This window comes from Acidaminococcus sp. CAG:542, assembly GCF_000437815.1.
In the GTDB taxonomy this organism is placed as follows: domain Bacteria; phylum Bacillota; class Negativicutes; order Acidaminococcales; family Acidaminococcaceae; genus Acidaminococcus.
The window spans coordinates 64,862-81,137 of sequence record NZ_FR902078.1 but is presented as its reverse complement, the minus strand read 5'-3'; the positions used below and the strand labels follow the sequence as shown (position 1 = coordinate 81,137).

The 16,276-nt window shown below is 57.7% G+C and carries 17 protein-coding genes and 1 pseudogene; all 18 read left to right on the top strand.

Annotated elements, in window-relative coordinates:
- Window positions 1–2,963 (top strand): tetratricopeptide repeat protein (locus QVO43_RS06305; RefSeq protein WP_288174641.1); only part of this gene is annotated, 2,963 nt, incomplete at its 5' end.
- Window positions 2,964–2,985: 22 nt separating this feature from the next.
- Window positions 2,986–3,348: a DRTGG domain-containing protein gene (locus QVO43_RS06300; protein WP_022487697.1), complete on the top strand. Its 363-nt coding sequence runs from the start codon at window positions 2,986–2,988 to the stop codon at window positions 3,346–3,348.
- Window positions 3,349–3,353: 5 nt separating this feature from the next.
- Window positions 3,354–3,770: an ATP-binding protein gene (locus tag QVO43_RS06295; protein ID WP_022487696.1), complete on the top strand. Its 417-nt coding sequence runs from the start codon at window positions 3,354–3,356 to the stop codon at window positions 3,768–3,770.
- Window positions 3,771–3,800: 30 nt separating this feature from the next.
- A complete protein-coding gene (locus tag QVO43_RS06290) occupies window positions 3,801–5,087 on the top strand; it encodes a [Fe-Fe] hydrogenase large subunit C-terminal domain-containing protein (protein ID WP_022487695.1) in 1,287 nt (428 codons plus the stop codon).
- Window positions 5,088–5,280: 193 nt separating this feature from the next.
- Window positions 5,281–6,804 (top strand): succinate CoA transferase, encoded by a 1,524-nt coding sequence (locus QVO43_RS06285; RefSeq protein ID WP_022487694.1) that lies wholly within the window; start codon window positions 5,281–5,283, stop codon window positions 6,802–6,804.
- 142 nt (window positions 6,805–6,946) lie between these two features.
- Window positions 6,947–8,446: a methylmalonyl-CoA decarboxylase subunit alpha gene (gene mmdA / locus QVO43_RS06280; RefSeq protein WP_195839608.1), complete on the top strand. Its 1,500-nt coding sequence runs from the start codon at window positions 6,947–6,949 to the stop codon at window positions 8,444–8,446.
- A 46-nt stretch (window positions 8,447–8,492) separates the two neighbouring features.
- On the top strand, window positions 8,493–8,816 hold the full coding sequence (gene gcdD, locus QVO43_RS06275) for a sodium ion-translocating glutaconyl-CoA decarboxylase subunit delta (RefSeq protein WP_012939173.1): 324 nt from the start codon (window positions 8,493–8,495) through the stop codon (window positions 8,814–8,816).
- A 70-nt stretch (window positions 8,817–8,886) separates the two neighbouring features.
- Window positions 8,887–9,324 (top strand): sodium ion-translocating glutaconyl-CoA decarboxylase subunit gamma, encoded by a 438-nt coding sequence (gcdC, locus tag QVO43_RS06270; RefSeq protein ID WP_022487692.1) that lies wholly within the window; start codon window positions 8,887–8,889, stop codon window positions 9,322–9,324.
- Window positions 9,325–9,359: 35 nt separating this feature from the next.
- Window positions 9,360–10,487 (top strand): sodium ion-translocating glutaconyl-CoA decarboxylase subunit beta, encoded by a 1,128-nt coding sequence (gcdB, locus tag QVO43_RS06265; protein ID WP_012939171.1) that lies wholly within the window; start codon window positions 9,360–9,362, stop codon window positions 10,485–10,487.
- A gap of 135 nt (window positions 10,488–10,622) precedes the next feature.
- Entirely contained in the window at window positions 10,623–11,120 is a 498-nt protein-coding gene (locus QVO43_RS06260) for a hypothetical protein (protein WP_022487691.1), read from the top strand.
- A gap of 15 nt (window positions 11,121–11,135) precedes the next feature.
- Complete coding sequence (locus QVO43_RS06255) at window positions 11,136–11,573, top strand: SoxR reducing system RseC family protein (RefSeq protein WP_022487690.1); 438 nt, start codon at window positions 11,136–11,138, stop codon at window positions 11,571–11,573.
- 3 nt (window positions 11,574–11,576) lie between these two features.
- Window positions 11,577–11,840: a DUF4321 domain-containing protein gene (locus QVO43_RS06250; RefSeq protein WP_022487689.1), complete on the top strand. Its 264-nt coding sequence runs from the start codon at window positions 11,577–11,579 to the stop codon at window positions 11,838–11,840.
- Window positions 11,841–11,853: 13 nt separating this feature from the next.
- Window positions 11,854–12,489 (top strand): Maf family protein, encoded by a 636-nt coding sequence (locus tag QVO43_RS06245; RefSeq protein ID WP_022487688.1) that lies wholly within the window; start codon window positions 11,854–11,856, stop codon window positions 12,487–12,489.
- Window positions 12,416–13,102 carry a RadC family protein gene (gene radC / locus QVO43_RS06240; protein ID WP_154487851.1) on the top strand — a complete coding sequence of 229 codons (687 nt, stop codon included), beginning with the start codon at window positions 12,416–12,418 and terminating at the stop codon, window positions 13,100–13,102. Before QVO43_RS06245 ends, radC begins: the two co-directional genes overlap by 74 nt.
- A gap of 15 nt (window positions 13,103–13,117) precedes the next feature.
- A complete protein-coding gene (locus QVO43_RS06235) occupies window positions 13,118–14,149 on the top strand; it encodes a rod shape-determining protein (protein WP_022487686.1) in 1,032 nt (343 codons plus the stop codon).
- Window positions 14,150–14,168: 19 nt separating this feature from the next.
- Entirely contained in the window at window positions 14,169–15,053 is an 885-nt protein-coding gene (gene mreC, locus QVO43_RS06230) for a rod shape-determining protein MreC (RefSeq protein ID WP_154487850.1), read from the top strand.
- Window positions 15,053–15,565, top strand: a complete 513-nt coding sequence (mreD, locus tag QVO43_RS06225; protein WP_022487684.1) for a rod shape-determining protein MreD — start codon at window positions 15,053–15,055, stop codon at window positions 15,563–15,565. Before mreC ends, mreD begins: the two co-directional genes overlap by 1 nt.
- A 9-nt stretch (window positions 15,566–15,574) precedes the next feature.
- A pseudogene (locus QVO43_RS06220) lies at window positions 15,575–16,276 on the top strand (penicillin-binding protein 2); the annotation flags it as partial.

Sequence of the window (16,276 nt, the reverse complement as noted above, 5' to 3'; positions counted from 1 at the left end):
ATAAAGTCAATGCACTGGTATACTACCTGCTGGTGAAGGGCACGGTGATGCGGGATGAACTGAGCGGTGTGCTGTGGGCGGACAAGCCCGATGCCATTGCCCGGAAAAATCTCCGGAATGCCATTTACGAAACCAAGAAGATCCTGGGACCGGATGTGTTCATTTCGCCCCGGAAAGCCATTATCAAGGTGAATCCGGAAATCCGGGTCCAGGTGGATGTGAAGGAATTCGAGGTGGATCCGGGCCGGAACTTGGAACTGTATCAGGGTGCCTTCCTCCAGGGGTTCTTCATCAAGGATGCGGCAGAGTACGAAAACTGGTATCTGACGGAACGGGACCGTCTGGAAGGACTGTACATGGATGCCCTGCTCCAGAAACTGAAGGAAGCGGTGGCTGTCCGGAATCAGGCCAAGGTGACCCGGTACGGCCGGATGCTCATTGCCCATGATCCCTACGATGAATCCATCTATACCCTGCTGCTCCGGACGTATTGTGAGCAGGGAAACATGAAGCAGGCTACGGAACTGTATGAGGAAATGAAGAAGCTGTTCCGGGAAGAGCTCCAGAGCAATGTGCCTCCGGAAATCGAAGAGCTGATGAAACGGACCCTCCATGAGGAAAAGCAGGAGAAAAAAGAGCAGGGGATCCTGAAACCCCGGCCCAAAGGCAGCCTGACCGGACGGGAACGGGAACTCCAGCTGGTGAACAGGATGCTGGAAGAGTTCCTCCAGGGCAGGAACAGCGATACCCTGCTGATCCGGGGAGAAGCCGGCTGCGGCAAGACCATCCTGAAGGATGCCCTGGTGGAGGAACTGCCTCCGGAAGTGACGGTGATCCAGACCAACTGCTTCAAACCGGAACAGAACATCCTGCTCCGGCCCTGGACCGGAATCGTGGAGGGGCTGGGGAACCTGATCCGCCGGGAAAAGATCCCGGTGCCCAACATGGATCCCTCCCGGCTGTATGAACTGTTCCCCCAGATGGACATGAGCGGGGACCGGGAAGCGGGACTGGCGGAAATCAAGGATCTGCTGAAATTCGACGCCATTTTCCACACCCTCTACACGGTGATGGAAAATGTGGGGGAAAGCCGGCAGCTGCTGTTTATCTTTGAGGACATCCAGTGGATGGATCCTCTCAGCCTGTCTTTGTTGAGCAGTCTGATCCTCCACAAGAAATCCTCCCGGTTCATGTTCCTGCTGACCGCCCAGCCTTCCCAGGACAAGAACTATCAGAAATTCGAGACCTCCGTCTCCATGTACCACAAGCTCCGGCTGTTGGAACTGGCCCCCCTGGACAGGGAGACCGTCCGGCTCTTTGCCCTGGACATGGAACTGCCGGTGCCGGTGGATGACCATCTGGTGGACCGGCTGCTGGAAGAATCGGAAGGGAACCTGTTCCTGCTCCGGGAATGCCTGAAGGCCCTCAAGACCACCGGCAGTCTGGAAAACCTGACGGAAAACATGCGGAATATTTTCAAATCCAACTGTTTCGCTCTTACCGATGACCAGCGGAAGATCCTGGACTTCATTTCCCTGTTCTACGACGGGGCGCCTCTGGCCATGATCTCGGAATACATGCATATGAACAGCCTCCAGGCCCTGGAAAACCTGGAGGTGCTCCGGAACAACAACTTCATCCGGCCGGTGCCCCAGCAGCCGGAAGTGATCTATGAAATTGTCCAGCAGAAGCTGAAAGAATACATCCACCAGCAGATCTCCCTGGAAAAACAGAAGATCCTCCACAGCTACATCGCCGGACTCTGGGAAAAGCGGCTTACCCATTCCCCCCAGGACATCCGGCTGTACCACCATCTGGAATACCATTACCAGGAGGCCGGAGAACTGGTGAACATGGGCCGGTACAAACTGAAGATCCTTATGTATTATCTGAACTTCAGCAATGAACTGTTCCCTGTGCTCAGCAGTGCGGATATTATGCCCGACGATGACAAGAGCCGGTACATCGAGTCCAATCTGGGCAAATTCCTGGCGGAAGTGGACGAGATGATGCACACCATCAAGCGGACCTGCGGGGAGACTCCGGAAGTCCGGGACCTGGAAATGAACTACCTGCACCTGATGGGCCGGCACTACATCCGGGTGGGAGAATACGAAAAAGGGGTCCGGAACATTCTGAGCCTGATCGAACAGGCGGCAGAAGTCCACAACCGGGACTACATGCTCATGGGCTATAAGCAGATGATCTACTACGATATCCAGATCGGCAACACGGAAGAAATGAAGAACTATCTGGAAGTGGCCCTGAACCTGGCGGACGAATGCAACTACCACAAGGAAATGGGGATCCTGCTCCGGCTCAAGGGCCTCAACATGATCATGCAGGGGAATTTCCCGGAAGCAGAACGGCTGCTGAAGGAATCCATCTCCACCTTCATGGTGACCCAGAATGTCCAGCGGCGCTATGCCCTGAACATTGCCGGAGCCTACAACTACCTGGGGGAGATCCGTCGGGGAGAGGGAAAGTTCCAGGAGGCCCTGGACTGCTACGACAAGGCCCTGGACTATGCCAGGGATCAGGAAGCCTACAGTTCCTGGGTGGTCTTTTCCTGCAATGCAGGGGTCACCTGTTACAATATGGGGCAGTTCGACCGGGCCAAAAAGTATTTTCTCCAGGCCTATGAACTGTTCCCCCGGTATGTGTTCTACTGGCGTCATCCCATAGTGGAATCCTACCTGGCCCTTTTGTCCATGCGGGAAGGAAAGGAAAAGGAGGCGGTCCGGTTCCTGGATGATGCTCTCCACAAACTGGGGAACATGAACAATCCCCGGGAGGCAGGCTATGTATACATGGCCATCGCCCTTTTGAAGAAGGACCATCCGGACAGCGGGATCGCCCGCCATTACGAAGGGAGCCTGGGGTCCTATGCCACCCGGGCCCTCCAGGTGCTGGATCCCTACCGGGACACCTGGGAACGGAAGCAGATGGAAGCGTTGTTTTGAGAAATCAAAGGAGGAATGAACCATGGTAACGTTGAAGAAAGTGGCGGAAGTCCTGGAAGCCCAGGTGGTTTCCGGACAGGAAGGGATGGACCGGACGGTGAACCAGGCCTGCGGCAGCGACATGATGAGCGATGTGCTGGCCTATGCCAAGGAAGATTTTGTACTGCTCACCGGGCTCCTGAACATCCAGGTGGTCCGGACGGCGGACGTGAGCGATGCAGCGGCTCTGATCTTTGTCCGGGACAAGCATCCGGAACAGGATGTGCTGCTGGCGGCCCGGAGCAAGGGGATCCCGGTGCTCTACACCCGGTGCACCATGTTCGAGGCCTGCGGCCGGCTGTATGAGCTGGGGCTCCGGGGCTGCTCCGGCAAGGACCGGAAATAGCCGTCATGGAGGAAAAATACACGGTGATCCCCAATGACTTTGAACGGGCCGGGGCGGCTTCCACATCCCTGAAAGGAATGCTCAAGCAGCTGGGACTGGCTCCGGAACTGATCCGGCGGATCGCCATCGGAACCTATGAAGGGGAAATGAACTGTCTGATCCATGGGGGCGGGGGAGAGATCCGGGCCGATCTGGATCCGGAAAAGGTCACCATCACCATCGAGGACCATGGCCCCGGGATCCCGGATGTGGAAAAAGCCATGCGGGAAGGCTGGTCCACTGCGTCCGCCAAGATCCGGGCCATGGGGTTCGGGGCCGGCATGGGGCTGCCCAACATGAAGAAAGTTTCCGATGCCATGAAAATCGATACCCAGGTGGGGAAAGGGACCCGGGTGACCCTGGAGTTCCGGCTGGCCCACTGAGTAAGGGGAAGGAAAAGCAGGTGAAAACCGGTGAGTGAAGCCTATCTCAATTCGGTCCGAGTCAACCGGGAAAAATGCACCGGGTGCCTGATCTGTGTGAAGGAATGTCTGGTCCAGGCCATCCGGGTCCGGCAGGGAAAAGCGGTGATCCTTTCGGACCGGTGCATCGACTGCGGGGAGTGCATCCGCTGCTGTCCCACCCGGGCCATGGAAGGATGGGCGGACCCGCTGACGGAACTGAAGAAGTACAAAGTGAACATTGCTCTGGCCACCCCTTCCTTTTACGCCCAGTTCGACGGGAACATCGCCGCCTCCGTGATCTGGGAGGGGCTCCGGGAACTGGGGTTCGACACGGTGTTCGACGTGGCTTTGGCCGGGGACTATATCAGCGACGAAATGGAGCGGTACATCGCCCATTACAAGGGCCCCTTCCCCCTGATCTCCTCCGCCTGCCCGGCGGTGCTCCGGCTGATCCAGACCAAGTATCCGGAACTGGTGAAGCAGGTGCTCCCGGTACTGGCACCGGCGGAAGCGGCGGCCATCTATACCCGGCGGGAAACCACCCGGCGGCTGCAACTGGCCCCGGAGGAAGTGGGGATCTGGTTCATTTCTCCCTGCCCCGCCAAGGGCACCAACATCCACCAGTCCGTGGACGTGGCCCACACGGCGGTCACCGGATCCTTCACCATTTCTTCCATCTATGGGCCTCTGACCCAGGCCATCAAGCATGTGCAGGAAACCCGGTATGAGGTGCCGGAAGCCACCCTGGGCTCTTCCTACAGCCTCAGCTGGGGAAGCTGGCGGGGGGAACTGGAATCCACCGGCCTGACCAATGCCCTGGCGGCCCAGGGGCCGGAAGAGGTGGACGAACTGCTGGAACAGGTAAGCATGGCCAAACTCAGCGATGTGCGGTACGTGTGCTGTTACAGCTGTGCAGGGGGCTGCATCGGAGGGCCCTGTGTGGCGGTGAACAAGTACGTGGCCGCCAAGAATCTCCGGGTGCGGGTGGACCGCCGGCGGAACCGGGAAAATGCGGACCGGGAGACCGCCATGGCCCGCTGCCGGATCATCGAGGATTTCCCGGCTTCCTGGAAGTACATCAAGCCCCTGGAACCCCGGCCCCATCCGCCCCTGGCCAGGGATTTCGGCGAGGCCCTGGAGAAGATGGGCCAGCTGAAGAAACTGGAAAAAGAGTTCCCCCAGCTGGACTGCGGGGCCTGCGGAGCCCCCACCTGCCGGGCTTTTGCGGAAGACGTGGTCCGGGGCTATGGAGAAAAGGAGGGGTGCATCTTCCTGCGAAAGAAAAAGGAAAAATGAGGAAAAATCAGAGAATGTTCAAAAAATAACAGAAAAAGGACAGCTGTCCGGTTAAATTTCCAGAGCTGTCATGTCCTTTTTCCTTGCAAGTTGGCGGAAATATTGTTATTATTTATGACGTGGATTCTATTTTTAAATATTCAGATAGAATCTCCAGACGAGAAGCCTATCAGGCAAACAGGAGGAAGAGCAAATGATCGATATTACGGATCGAGTCCATTGTGCCGCAGCACTCAGCAAGATCACCACAGCTGAAAAAGCGGCAGAAATGATTCAAGACGGCATGAACCTGGGCATGAGCGGATTTACCCCTTCCGGGTATCCCAAAGCAGTACCCCTGGCTCTGGCTGCCAGAGGAAAGGAACATCCCTTTAAAGTCAATGTCTGGACTGTGCTCCCTGGACCTGAAATCGATACGGCCATGGTGGAGGCAGGGATCGTAGGCAACCGGATGCCCTACCAGACCGACAAAAACTGCCGGAACGCCATCAACAACGGCCAGATCCGGTATCTGGACACCCATATCAGCACCTTCAACCAGATGGCCCGGTTCGGCTTCCTGCCGGATCACCGGGATGTGGATGTGGCCATCATCGAAGCCTGCTCCATCAAGGACCTGGGCAAAGGGAAGATCGGCATCATCCCCACCACCAGCCTGGGGGGCAGCTGCGGCTATGTCCAGAGCGCCAAGAAAGTCATCGTGGAAGTGAACGTAACCCAGCCTCTGGGCCTGGAAGGGATGCACGACTGCTATGTGCCCCTGGATCCTCCCTACCGGAAGATCATTCCCATCGAACGGCCGGAAGACCGGGTAGGGACTCCCTACATTCCCTGCGACCTGGACAAGGTGGCAGCCATCGTTCCCTGCGATATCCCCGATACCCCCAGCAAACTGGCGGCCATTACCGATGATGCCCGGGCCATGGGGGGCAACCTGGTGGAATTCCTGAAAAACGAAGTAAAGGCCGGCCGGCTGCCCAAGAACCTGCTGCCCCTCCAGTCCGGGGTAGGGTCCGTGGCCAACGCGGTGATCAACGGCCTGGTCCATTCTGATTTCGAAGACCTGACCGTATACACGGAAGTGATCCAGGACGGTATGTTCGACCTGATCGATGCCGGGAAACTGCGGGTGGCTTCCGGGGCATCCCTGACCATGTCCGCTGAAGTCCAGAAGAGATTCTACAGCAACCTGGACAAATACAAATCCCATCTGATCCTCCGGCCCCAGGAAATTTCCAACAACCCGGAAGTGGTCCGCCGGCTGGGTGTCATCGCCATGAACACCGCCATCGAAGTGGACCTGTATGGGAACGTGAACTCTTCCCATATCAACGGCACCAACCTGATGAACGGCATCGGCGGCAGCGGGGACTTTGCCCGGAACGGCTATCTGTCCATCTTCTTCGCCGAATCCGAACGGAAGGGCGGCAAGATCAGTTCTGTAGTGCCTTTCTGCTCCCATATCGACAACTGCGAACACGATGTGGATGTGATTGTATCCGAACGGGGTGTGGCTGACCTGAGAGGCCTGTCCCCCAAAGAAAGAGCACCCATCATCATCGACCAGATCGCCAGCCCCAGATACCAGCCCATCCTGAAGGATTATTTCGAACGGGCTTGTGTGGCCTGCCACAACAGCCAGACCCCTCACATCCTGTCCGAAGCCTTCTCCTTCCATGAAAGAATGCTGAAAAACGGCACCATGGAGAAGGAATAAGAGGGTTCTCCAGCGATATTTTCCGAAAACCGGTGGCAACAGGGTCATATTTATGTTACAATTACCGTGTTTTGGTTTCGCTGCAGCCAAGAATCCTTGAAGGAGGTGCGTATTTTTGACCACACAGGAAAAAATTGAAGATATGTTTGCCCGCTACGAGAAAATCGAAGCAGGCGGAGGCGCCAAAAGAGTCGGCAAACAGCATGATGCCGGTAAAATGACTGCCCGGGAACGGATAAAGTCGTTCTTAGATGAGGGAAGTTTTGTAGAACTGGATAAATTTGTAGAACATCGCTGCTCCAACTTCGGCCAGGAAAAGAAATATCTGGCCGGGGACGGGGTGGTGACAGGCTACGGCACGGTTAACGGACGGACGGTGTTCGTTTACGCCCAGGATTTCACCGTGGAAGGGGGATCCCTGGGGGAAATGCACGCCAACAAGATCGCCAAGGTCCAGGCCATGGCCTTGAAGACCGGGGCACCCATCGTGGGCATGGAAGATTCCGGCGGTGCCCGGATCCAGGAAGCCACGGACGCCCTGGCCGGGTTCGGGAAAATGTTCAAGCAGAATACCCTGGCTTCCGGGGTGATTCCCCAGATTTCCGCCATCATGGGTCCCTGCGCCGGGGGTGCGGTATACAGTCCGGCTCTTACGGACTTCATCTACATGGTGAAGAAGAATTCCAAGATGTTCATTACCGGACCGGAAGTGGTGAAGACCGTGACCGGCGAGGAAGTGGGCCAGGAAGACCTGGGAGGCACCTTTACCCACTGCACCCGCAGCGGGGTGGCGGACTTCCCGGCGGAAAACGATGCGGACTGCCTGGAACAGATCCGGTACCTGCTCAGTTTCCTGCCCAGCAACAACCGGGAGAATCCTCCGGTCTATGACACCGGGGACAGCGCTTACCGGATGGATGAAAGCCTGAACACCATCATTCCTGACGGTCCTCAGATGCCCTATGATATGTACAAAGTCATCCGCAGCATCGTGGACAACGGGGAATATGTGGAACCTCACCGGATGTATGCCCGGAACATCATCACCTGCCTGGCACGGATGGACGGATCCACGGTGGGGATCATCGCCAACCAGCCCCGGATCATGGCCGGGTGCCTGGATATCAACGCTTCTGACAAGGCGGCCCGGTTCATCCGCTTCTGCGATGCTTTCCGGATCCCTCTGATCAATATCGTGGATGTGCCCGGGTTCCTGCCGGGAACGGACCAGGAATACGGCGGCATCATCCGTCACGGGGCCAAGATGCTCTATGCCTACTGCGAAGCCACGGTGCCCAAGATCACCCTGGTGACCCGGAAGGCCTATGGGGGTGCTTATCTGGCCATGTGTGCCCAGGACTTGGGTGCCGATCATGTGATTGCCTGGCCCACGGCGGAAATCGCCGTCATGGGACCCCAGGGGGCTGCCAAGATCATCTTCCGGAAAGACCCGGATGTGGAACAGAAGACCCAGGAGTACATCACCAACTTTGCCACTCCTTATTATGCCGCCAAGCACGGGATGGTGGAAATGGTCATCGAACCCAAGACCACCCGTCCCACGCTGATCAAAGCGCTGCGTATGTTAAAATCAAAGCAGGAAGACCGGCCAACTAAGAAACACGGTAACATTCCTCTGTGATTTTGATATAAACCATTCATCATGAGGGAAGAGAGGTGAAACGTTCATGACCGACAATCCTTGGCTGATTATGATGATCAACATGACCATCGTATTCGGCGTGCTGATTGTGCTGGGAATCCTGATGGTGCTGATCCATGCTGTCGATCCCACCAAGAAAGTTCAGGGAAAAAAAAAGCCTGTAGTTGCTAAACCAGCGCCTTCCGCTGCTGCCAGCAAACGGCAGGAAGAGGAAAAAGTGGCTGCCATGGCAGCTGTCCTGGCCCTGGTCCAGGATGAAGACGATATGATTGCAGCTGCCCTGAGTGCTGCCATCGCCGAACACAAAAGAAAAATGGAGCCGATGAATCTGCCCCATCATTCTTTCTGATGAACTGTTGAGGGACGGTTCATTATCCACAAAATCAAACAACTTGAAAACTGTTTAGGAGGGTATTCTCATGAGAAAATTTAATGTTAACGTTAACGGTACTGTTTACACCGTAGAAGTTGAAGAAGTTGGCGGCGCTGTAACCGCAGCTCCTGCTGCCCCTGCCGCTCCTGCTGCTGCTCCTGCTCCGGCTCCTGTAGCTGCTGCTCCTGCTGCTGCTCCCGCTCCGGCTCCTGCCGCTGCTCCTGCTGCTGCTCCTGCTCCCGCTGCCAAACCGGCCGCTGCTGCTCCTGCCGGCTCCGTAACCGTATCCGCTCCCATGCCCGGCAAGATTCTGTCCGTTAACGTAAAACCCGGCGACAAAGTGGAAGCCGGCGATGTTCTGCTGATCCTGGAAGCTATGAAGATGCAGAATGAAATCATGGCTCCTGAAGATGGCACGGTTTCCGAAGTCCGCGTAAACGCTGGCGATACCGTAGCCACCGGCGACGTAATGGTTATTCTCTAATCATCGTCTCCGAACATAAAGGAGGATTTTAGAACATGGATGCTTTTGTGGTAGCCCTGACCTCTGTCATCCAGGACAGTGGGTTTGTGGCTTTTACCTGGGGCAATGCCGTGATGATGCTGGTAGGGTGCATCCTGCTGTACCTGGCCATCGTCAAAGGCTTTGAACCCCTGCTGCTGAGCCCGATCGCCTTCGGGTGCATTCTGGCCAACGTACCCCGGACCGGGTTCGAAACCGATCCCGGCGTTATGCAGCTGATCCTGGGCGGGATCAAATACGAAATCTTCCCTCCGCTGATTTTCATGGGCGTAGGGGCCATGACCGACTTTGGTCCGCTGATTGCCAACCCCAAGACCCTGCTGCTGGGTGCTGCTGCCCAGATCGGTGTGTTTGTGGCTCTGCTGGGGGCCATGCTCCTGGGCTTCAATGTGAAGGAAGCTTCCGCCATCGGGATCATCGGTGGTGCTGACGGCCCGACTTCCATTTACCTGGCTTCCAAGATGGCTCCCCATCTGCTGGGCGCCATCGCCGTGGCCGCTTATTCCTACATGTCCCTGGTGCCTCTGATCCAGCCGCCTGTGATGAAACTGTTCACCTCCAAGGAAGAACGGAAGATCAAAATGGCCCAGCTGCGTACGGTGACCCACTTTGAAAAAGTGGTGTTCCCCATTGTCACCACCATTTTCATTTCCCTGCTGCTGCCTTCCGTATGCTCTTTGATCGGGATGCTGATGCTGGGGAACCTGTTCACCGAATCTGGCTGTATGGACCGTCTGTCTGACACGGCACAAAATGCCCTGATGAACAGTGTGACCATCATGCTGGCCACCGGTACCGGCCTGACCATGAAGGCCGAAAGCTTCCTGACCTTGCAGACCATCGAAATCATCTGCCTGGGTCTGGTTGCCTTTATCGGCGGCACCGCCGGCGGTGTGCTGTTCGGCAAGCTGATGAGCAAGCTGGACGGCGGCAAGACCAACCCGCTGATCGGTTCTGCTGGTGTATCCGCAGTGCCTATGGCTGCCCGTGTGTCCCAGGTTGTGGGACAGCAGGCTGACCCTGGCAACTTCCTGCTGATGCACGCCATGGGCCCCAACGTGGCCGGTGTTATCGGTACGGCTGTTGCAGCCGGTACCATGCTGGCCATGGTGGGCGGCAAATAAAAAACAAAAGTTTTTTGAGCTGTTGCTTCGGCAGCAGCTCTTTTTTTGCAGAAAACACCTTTCTATTGGGGGGATTTTTGCTATAATAAAAGGGATATGTTTTTTTGTCGGCGGAAAAGCCCAAAGGAGAATATTTTGGAAGCATACAAGGAATTTTCGACAACCAGCCGGGAGCGGAGACTGTATCAGTGGGGGACCCTGGCTCTCATTGCCCTCAGCTGGGCCTATGAAGGGTATCATACTTTTGCTCTGGGCCAATTGAGTATCATGGGCTGGGGGTACAACCTGCTGTTTGTGATCCTCTGGTGCTGGCGCTGCCTGTTCCAGTACAGCATCCAGCTCACCAGCGACAAGCTGATCGTGGTCATGTACGGCCTGGGGCTGGAACGGCGGATGACCGTTTACCTGAAGGACCTGGAAAGTTTTTCCAACCATTACAAACGGAGCTTTTTCCGGAAGACCTCCATTAAAAAATATGTCCACCGGTATTCTTCCGTGGATCCCAATCCCCAGCGGATCCTGGTGTACCGGGAGAATGGAAAACTCTGCGGCCTGCTGTTCAAATCCAGCGATGAGCTGATGGACCGGCTGGCCCGGCGGTTCCCCAAACAGTACCTGGAATTTCCAGAATAACAAAGGAGTCATAGTATGAGCAACAACAATGTGTATGTGGGAAAGGTCATCGCAGTCAACAAACAGCGGGCCAAGGTGAAAATCGAACAGAGACCGGGGGAACAGCGGCCCAAGATGCTGGACTGCTGGAATGCCTGCGAAGCCAAACGGGGCACCCGGGTGATCGTGGGGAAACAGTCCCTGGATGAAAAGAAGGCCCAGATGATCGTGTACGGGATCCCGGTGCTCACCGCCCTGGCCGGTGCGGCTTTCGGCCGGGCCATAGCCCATTTTTTCTCTGCTCCCGTGTGGCAGATCGTGGTGCTCAGCACTCTGGTGTGGCTGGCCCTGGGGCTGGTCTATGCCCGGAACTTCAAGAAGAGTGTCCGGACCAAGGTGGAACAGTGGACCATCACCGGCTATTTCAGCGATGGGGAGATTTACGACGCCAAAGGGAAAAAAGTGGAGGTTTAAACCATGTTGGGGAAAAACCATCTGACCCTGCTGCTGGTCCTGGCAGCCGGTGCCGTCATGGGAGGCCTTCTGGGGGACAGTCTCCAGGCTTCCCAGCCTCTGGGCGGAGCCACCGATTTCCTGGTGCGGAAATATCAGGTGCTGACCATTCCCCCTTCCACCATGGACCTTTATGTGGCCAAGGTGACCGCCGGTGTGGAATTTTCTCCCAATCTGGCAGCCATCCTGGGCATGATCCTGGCAGGGATTCTGTTTCACAAGTTATAGGAGAATGCTCGTTATGGAACTGATACTGGCCTCCGGTTCACCCCGGCGCCTGGAACTGCTCCGGCAGATCGGCCTGGAGCCCCGGGTGGTGGTGAGCCGGGGAGAAGAAGAAAAAAACGATGCCACCCCGGAACAGCTGGTGCTGGCCAACGCGCTGGCCAAAGGCCGGGAAGTCCGGGACCGGCTGGGGGACCGGGTGCCCATCCTGGCGGCGGACACGGTGGTGGCCCTGGACGGGGAGATCCTGGGAAAACCCCGGGACAGGGCGGAAGCAGCCCGCATGCTCCGGAAACTCAGCGGCCGGACCCACCGGGTACTGACAGGGATGGCCCTGTTCTTCCAAGGACAGGTCCGGACCCATGTGGAGACCACGAAGGTGGAGTTTTCTCCTCTTTCTGAAAAAGACATTGCCTGGTACATTGCTACCGGGGAACCCCTGGACAAGGCCGGAGCCTACGGCATCCAGGGGAAAGCCGCCTTGTTCATTCCTTCCATCCAGGGGTCCTACACCAATGTGGTGGGACTCCCTCTTGCCCCTTTGAAGAAATTATTTGCAGAATTGGACGTGACAAGACATGACACACTATCTGATCCGGGAGATGCTTCCGGAGGAACGGCCCCGGGAACGGCTCCTGGCCAAGGGACCTGAAGCCCTTGCCATTACGGAACTGCTGGCCATCCTGATCGGCACCGGGAGAAAGGAACATTCGGCCCTGGATATTGCCCGGGAACTGACGGGGGATCTGCTGAAGGATGCCCGGCTGGCCCGGACCCAGGACCCCCGGGAACTGACCCGGATTGCCGGCATCGGGCCTGCCAAGGCTGCGGTGATCCTGGCGGCCCTGGAACTGGGACGGCGGCTGGCAGGGGCGGAAACCCAACCCTTCCAGACCATCCACTGTCCGGAAGACGGAGCCATGCTGGTGATGCCCCGGCTCCGGTATGAGAATCATGAACATTTTCTGGTGGTGCTGCTGAACAGCAAGGGGAAGGTCACTGGCATCGAACCCATTTCTGAGGGGTCTCTCAATGCCTCAGTGGTCCATCCCCGGGAGGCTTTTGCCCCGGCGCTGCTCCACCATGCAGCCGCCATCCTGGCGGTCCACAACCATCCTTCCGGGGACCCCACCCCCAGCCGGGAGGACAGGAGCCTGACCCGGACCCTGTGGGATACGGGGAAGGTGATGGGGATCCCTCTGGTGGATCATCTGATCATTGGAGACGGGGTCTATTACAGTTTCAAGGAACACGGATTGTTGTAAAAGGAGGAACATGGCATGCTGGATCTAATGGGATCTTTTTCCACGGATCTGGGAGTGGATCTGGGCACGGACCATACCCGGATCTGTCTCCGGGACGAGGGTATCGTACTGGACCAACCCACCGCCGTGGCCCTGGACCGGGGCCGGAGAAAGATCCTGGCCCTGGGTCAGGAGGCCCGGCAGATGCTGGGACGGACCCCGGAGGGAATCCAGGTGGTCCGGCCGCTCCAGGACGGGGTCATCGCCGACTTCGACCTGACCCGGCAGATGCTCAGGGGATTCCTCCGCCAGGCCCTGGGGAAACGGCCTTTGTTCCGGCCCCGGCTGGTGCTTACGGTGCCCTGCGGGGTGAACAGCGTGGAGCGCCGGGCGGTGCTGGATGCGGCCATGGAAGCGGGAGCCGGGGAGGCTTACCTGTTGGAAGCCCCTCTGGCGGCAGCCCTGGGAGCCGGGATCCCGGTCCGGGAGACCAAAAGCTGCCTGGTGGTGGATATGGGGGCAGGGGCCACGGAAGCGGCGGTGCTCACCCAGGGAAAGATTGCTCTCAGCCGGCTCCTCCGCCAGGGAGGACGGAGCCTGGACCAGGCCCTTGTCCAGTACAGCCGGAAAAAGTATAATCTTCTTATCGGGACCCTCCAGGCGGAGCAGGTGAAGATCGAGATCGGCACGGTCCGGGAGACTGCGCCTCCGGCCTATATGGACCTTCGGGGCCGGGACCTGATCACCGGGCTCCCCCGGCGGGTGACCATCGATCAGAACCAGCTCCGGGAGGCCCTGTGGGAACCGGTCCACAAGATGGTGAACTGTGTCCTGGCCCTCCTGGAACAGCTGCCAGACCTGCTGGCCCGGGATGTGGCGGAACGGGGCATCGTCCTTACAGGGGGCGGAGCCCTGCTGCGGAATTTTGACTGGCTCCTGGCCCGGGAAACCGGCCTGAAAGTGTGGGTGGCGGAAAACGCCCTGACCTGCGGAGCCAAGGGAACCGGCATTGCCGCCGGGAATATGAATCTGTTCCGGAAGGGACCCCGTCCCCGCCGGAACGTGTAAATGGAGAGAAGCAGTGCGAATGAGGAAGGAACAGAAAGTCAGACTGGGGGTATTGGCGGCGGCCATCCTGCTGGTGGTGGGGCTGGTATGGGATGCTTTCCACCGGTTCCCTGCCGTGAATACGGTGCTGACCACCCTGACCCGGCCCATCAGCTTTGTGGTGGGAGGCATCGGCGGCGGTTTCAAAGGCACCGGGAATTATTTTGCCTCCAAGACGGCCCTGGAAAAGGAAAATGCCGCCCTGAAAAAGGAAAATGAAGAGCTGCGCCAGAACAATGCGGAACTGATCGGCATGAAGGCGGAGAACCAGCGGCTGGGGAAACTGCTGAAGTTCAGCAGCCTCCATCCCCAGTGGAACATGGTGTCCGCCAAGGTGATCAGCCGGGATCTGGGAGATTTCAAGGATGTGATCCTCATCGACCGGGGAAAAGATGACGGGCTCCAGGTGAACATGCCGGTGGTGAATGCCTCCGGGCTCATCGGCATTGTGGACGGAGTCTATCCCCACATGGCCAAGGTGCTGCTGATTTCCAGTCCCCGGAGCCGGATCGGGGGCCTGAACCTCCGGGGGGATTCCCGGGCGGCGGGAATCGTCAACGGGGTGGCCGGACCGGATCTGCTGCTGGAAATGCGGAATCTCAGCCGGAATGCGGACATCCTGCCCGGAGACACCATTGTGACCAGCGGCTACAGCGGCTACCATCCGGAAGGGCTGGTGATCGGTACCGTGGAAGATGTCCAGATGGATACCGGCGGCCTTACCAAAATGGCCACCATCGCTCCTTCCGTGGATTACAGCCATCTGGAAGAAGCCCGGGTCATCACCAACTTCCAGGGGTTTGCGGATTTCCTCCGTAACGAGGGGAAAGATCCGGATGCCCAGTCCGGCAAAGGAGGGAAATAATGGTGATCGTTGCCCTTGCCTGGCTGTTTTTCACCCTGTTTCTGTTCACTCTGGAAAATCACTGGTTCCTCTTTTTCAACACCACCCAGTCCCCGGACTTGCTGCTGTTGTTTCTCCTGCTCTATGCCATGGACCAGGGGAAACGGAACGGCGCAGTGTATGGACTGGGTATTGGTGCTTTATTGGACGTTGTCACCTTCAGCTATTTCGGCTGGCACATGGTGACCCGGGCGGCCCTGGGGTACCTGATCGGAAAGAACCGGGTGAACATGTTCGTGGACCGGCTGCCCACCTATCTGATCCTCACCGCTCTGGTGACCCTGCTGCTCCAGGTGGCCCGGGGACTGTTCCTGTGCGTGATGCTGGGCCGTTGGCTGCCGATCCTGCCCCTGGCCCTCCAGACCCTGAAGCTTATGGGGTGGAACCTGGTCCTGGCCCCTGTCATGTGGTTCCTGTACCACAGACTGAAGAAACGGGTCCGCAGCCGTATGGATTATTACTATCATCTGTAGGAGTCTGCCGTGCTGAATAAAAAATATGCTTACCGTCTGGAGTTCATGATGGTCACCGGCATCCTGGTGATCCTGATCCTCATCGGACGGATGTTCTATCTGCAAATCGTCAAGGGATCCACTTACCGCCGGCAGGCGGAAGGGAACCGGACCCGCTATACCCGGATCCTGGCCCCCCGGGGCATCATCTATGACTGCAACGGGGAAGAACTGGCCAACAACAAGCCCGGGGTCATGGTGTCCCTGGTGCGCCGGACCGACGGGTACCGGGAAGAGACCCTGGAACGGCTGAGCCAGCTGCTGAACCTGCCTCTGGAAGACATCAAGGAGACCATCCGTCTCTCCGGAGGCAGTTCGGAACCCATCCGTCTGGTCCGGAACGCCTCTCCGGAAGTGGTGGACAAGGTGGAGGAAAACCTTCGCTATCTGCCCGGGGTGATGCTGGAAGTCCAGCCGGTGCGGAATTATCCCAACAAGGGACTGGCAGTCCATGCCCTGGGCTATGTGGGAGAAATCAGTGATTATGAGATCTCCCAGGGAGCCTACAGTGAACTGAAGGCCGGGGACATCATCGGGAAATTCGGCCTGGAAAACTACTACGATTCCTATCTCCGGGGAGAAGACGGCAGCTACCGGGAAGAAGTGGACGTGGCAGGCCGGGTGGTCCAGATCATGGACAAAGTGGATCCCAAACCGGGCCAGGGGCTGGTG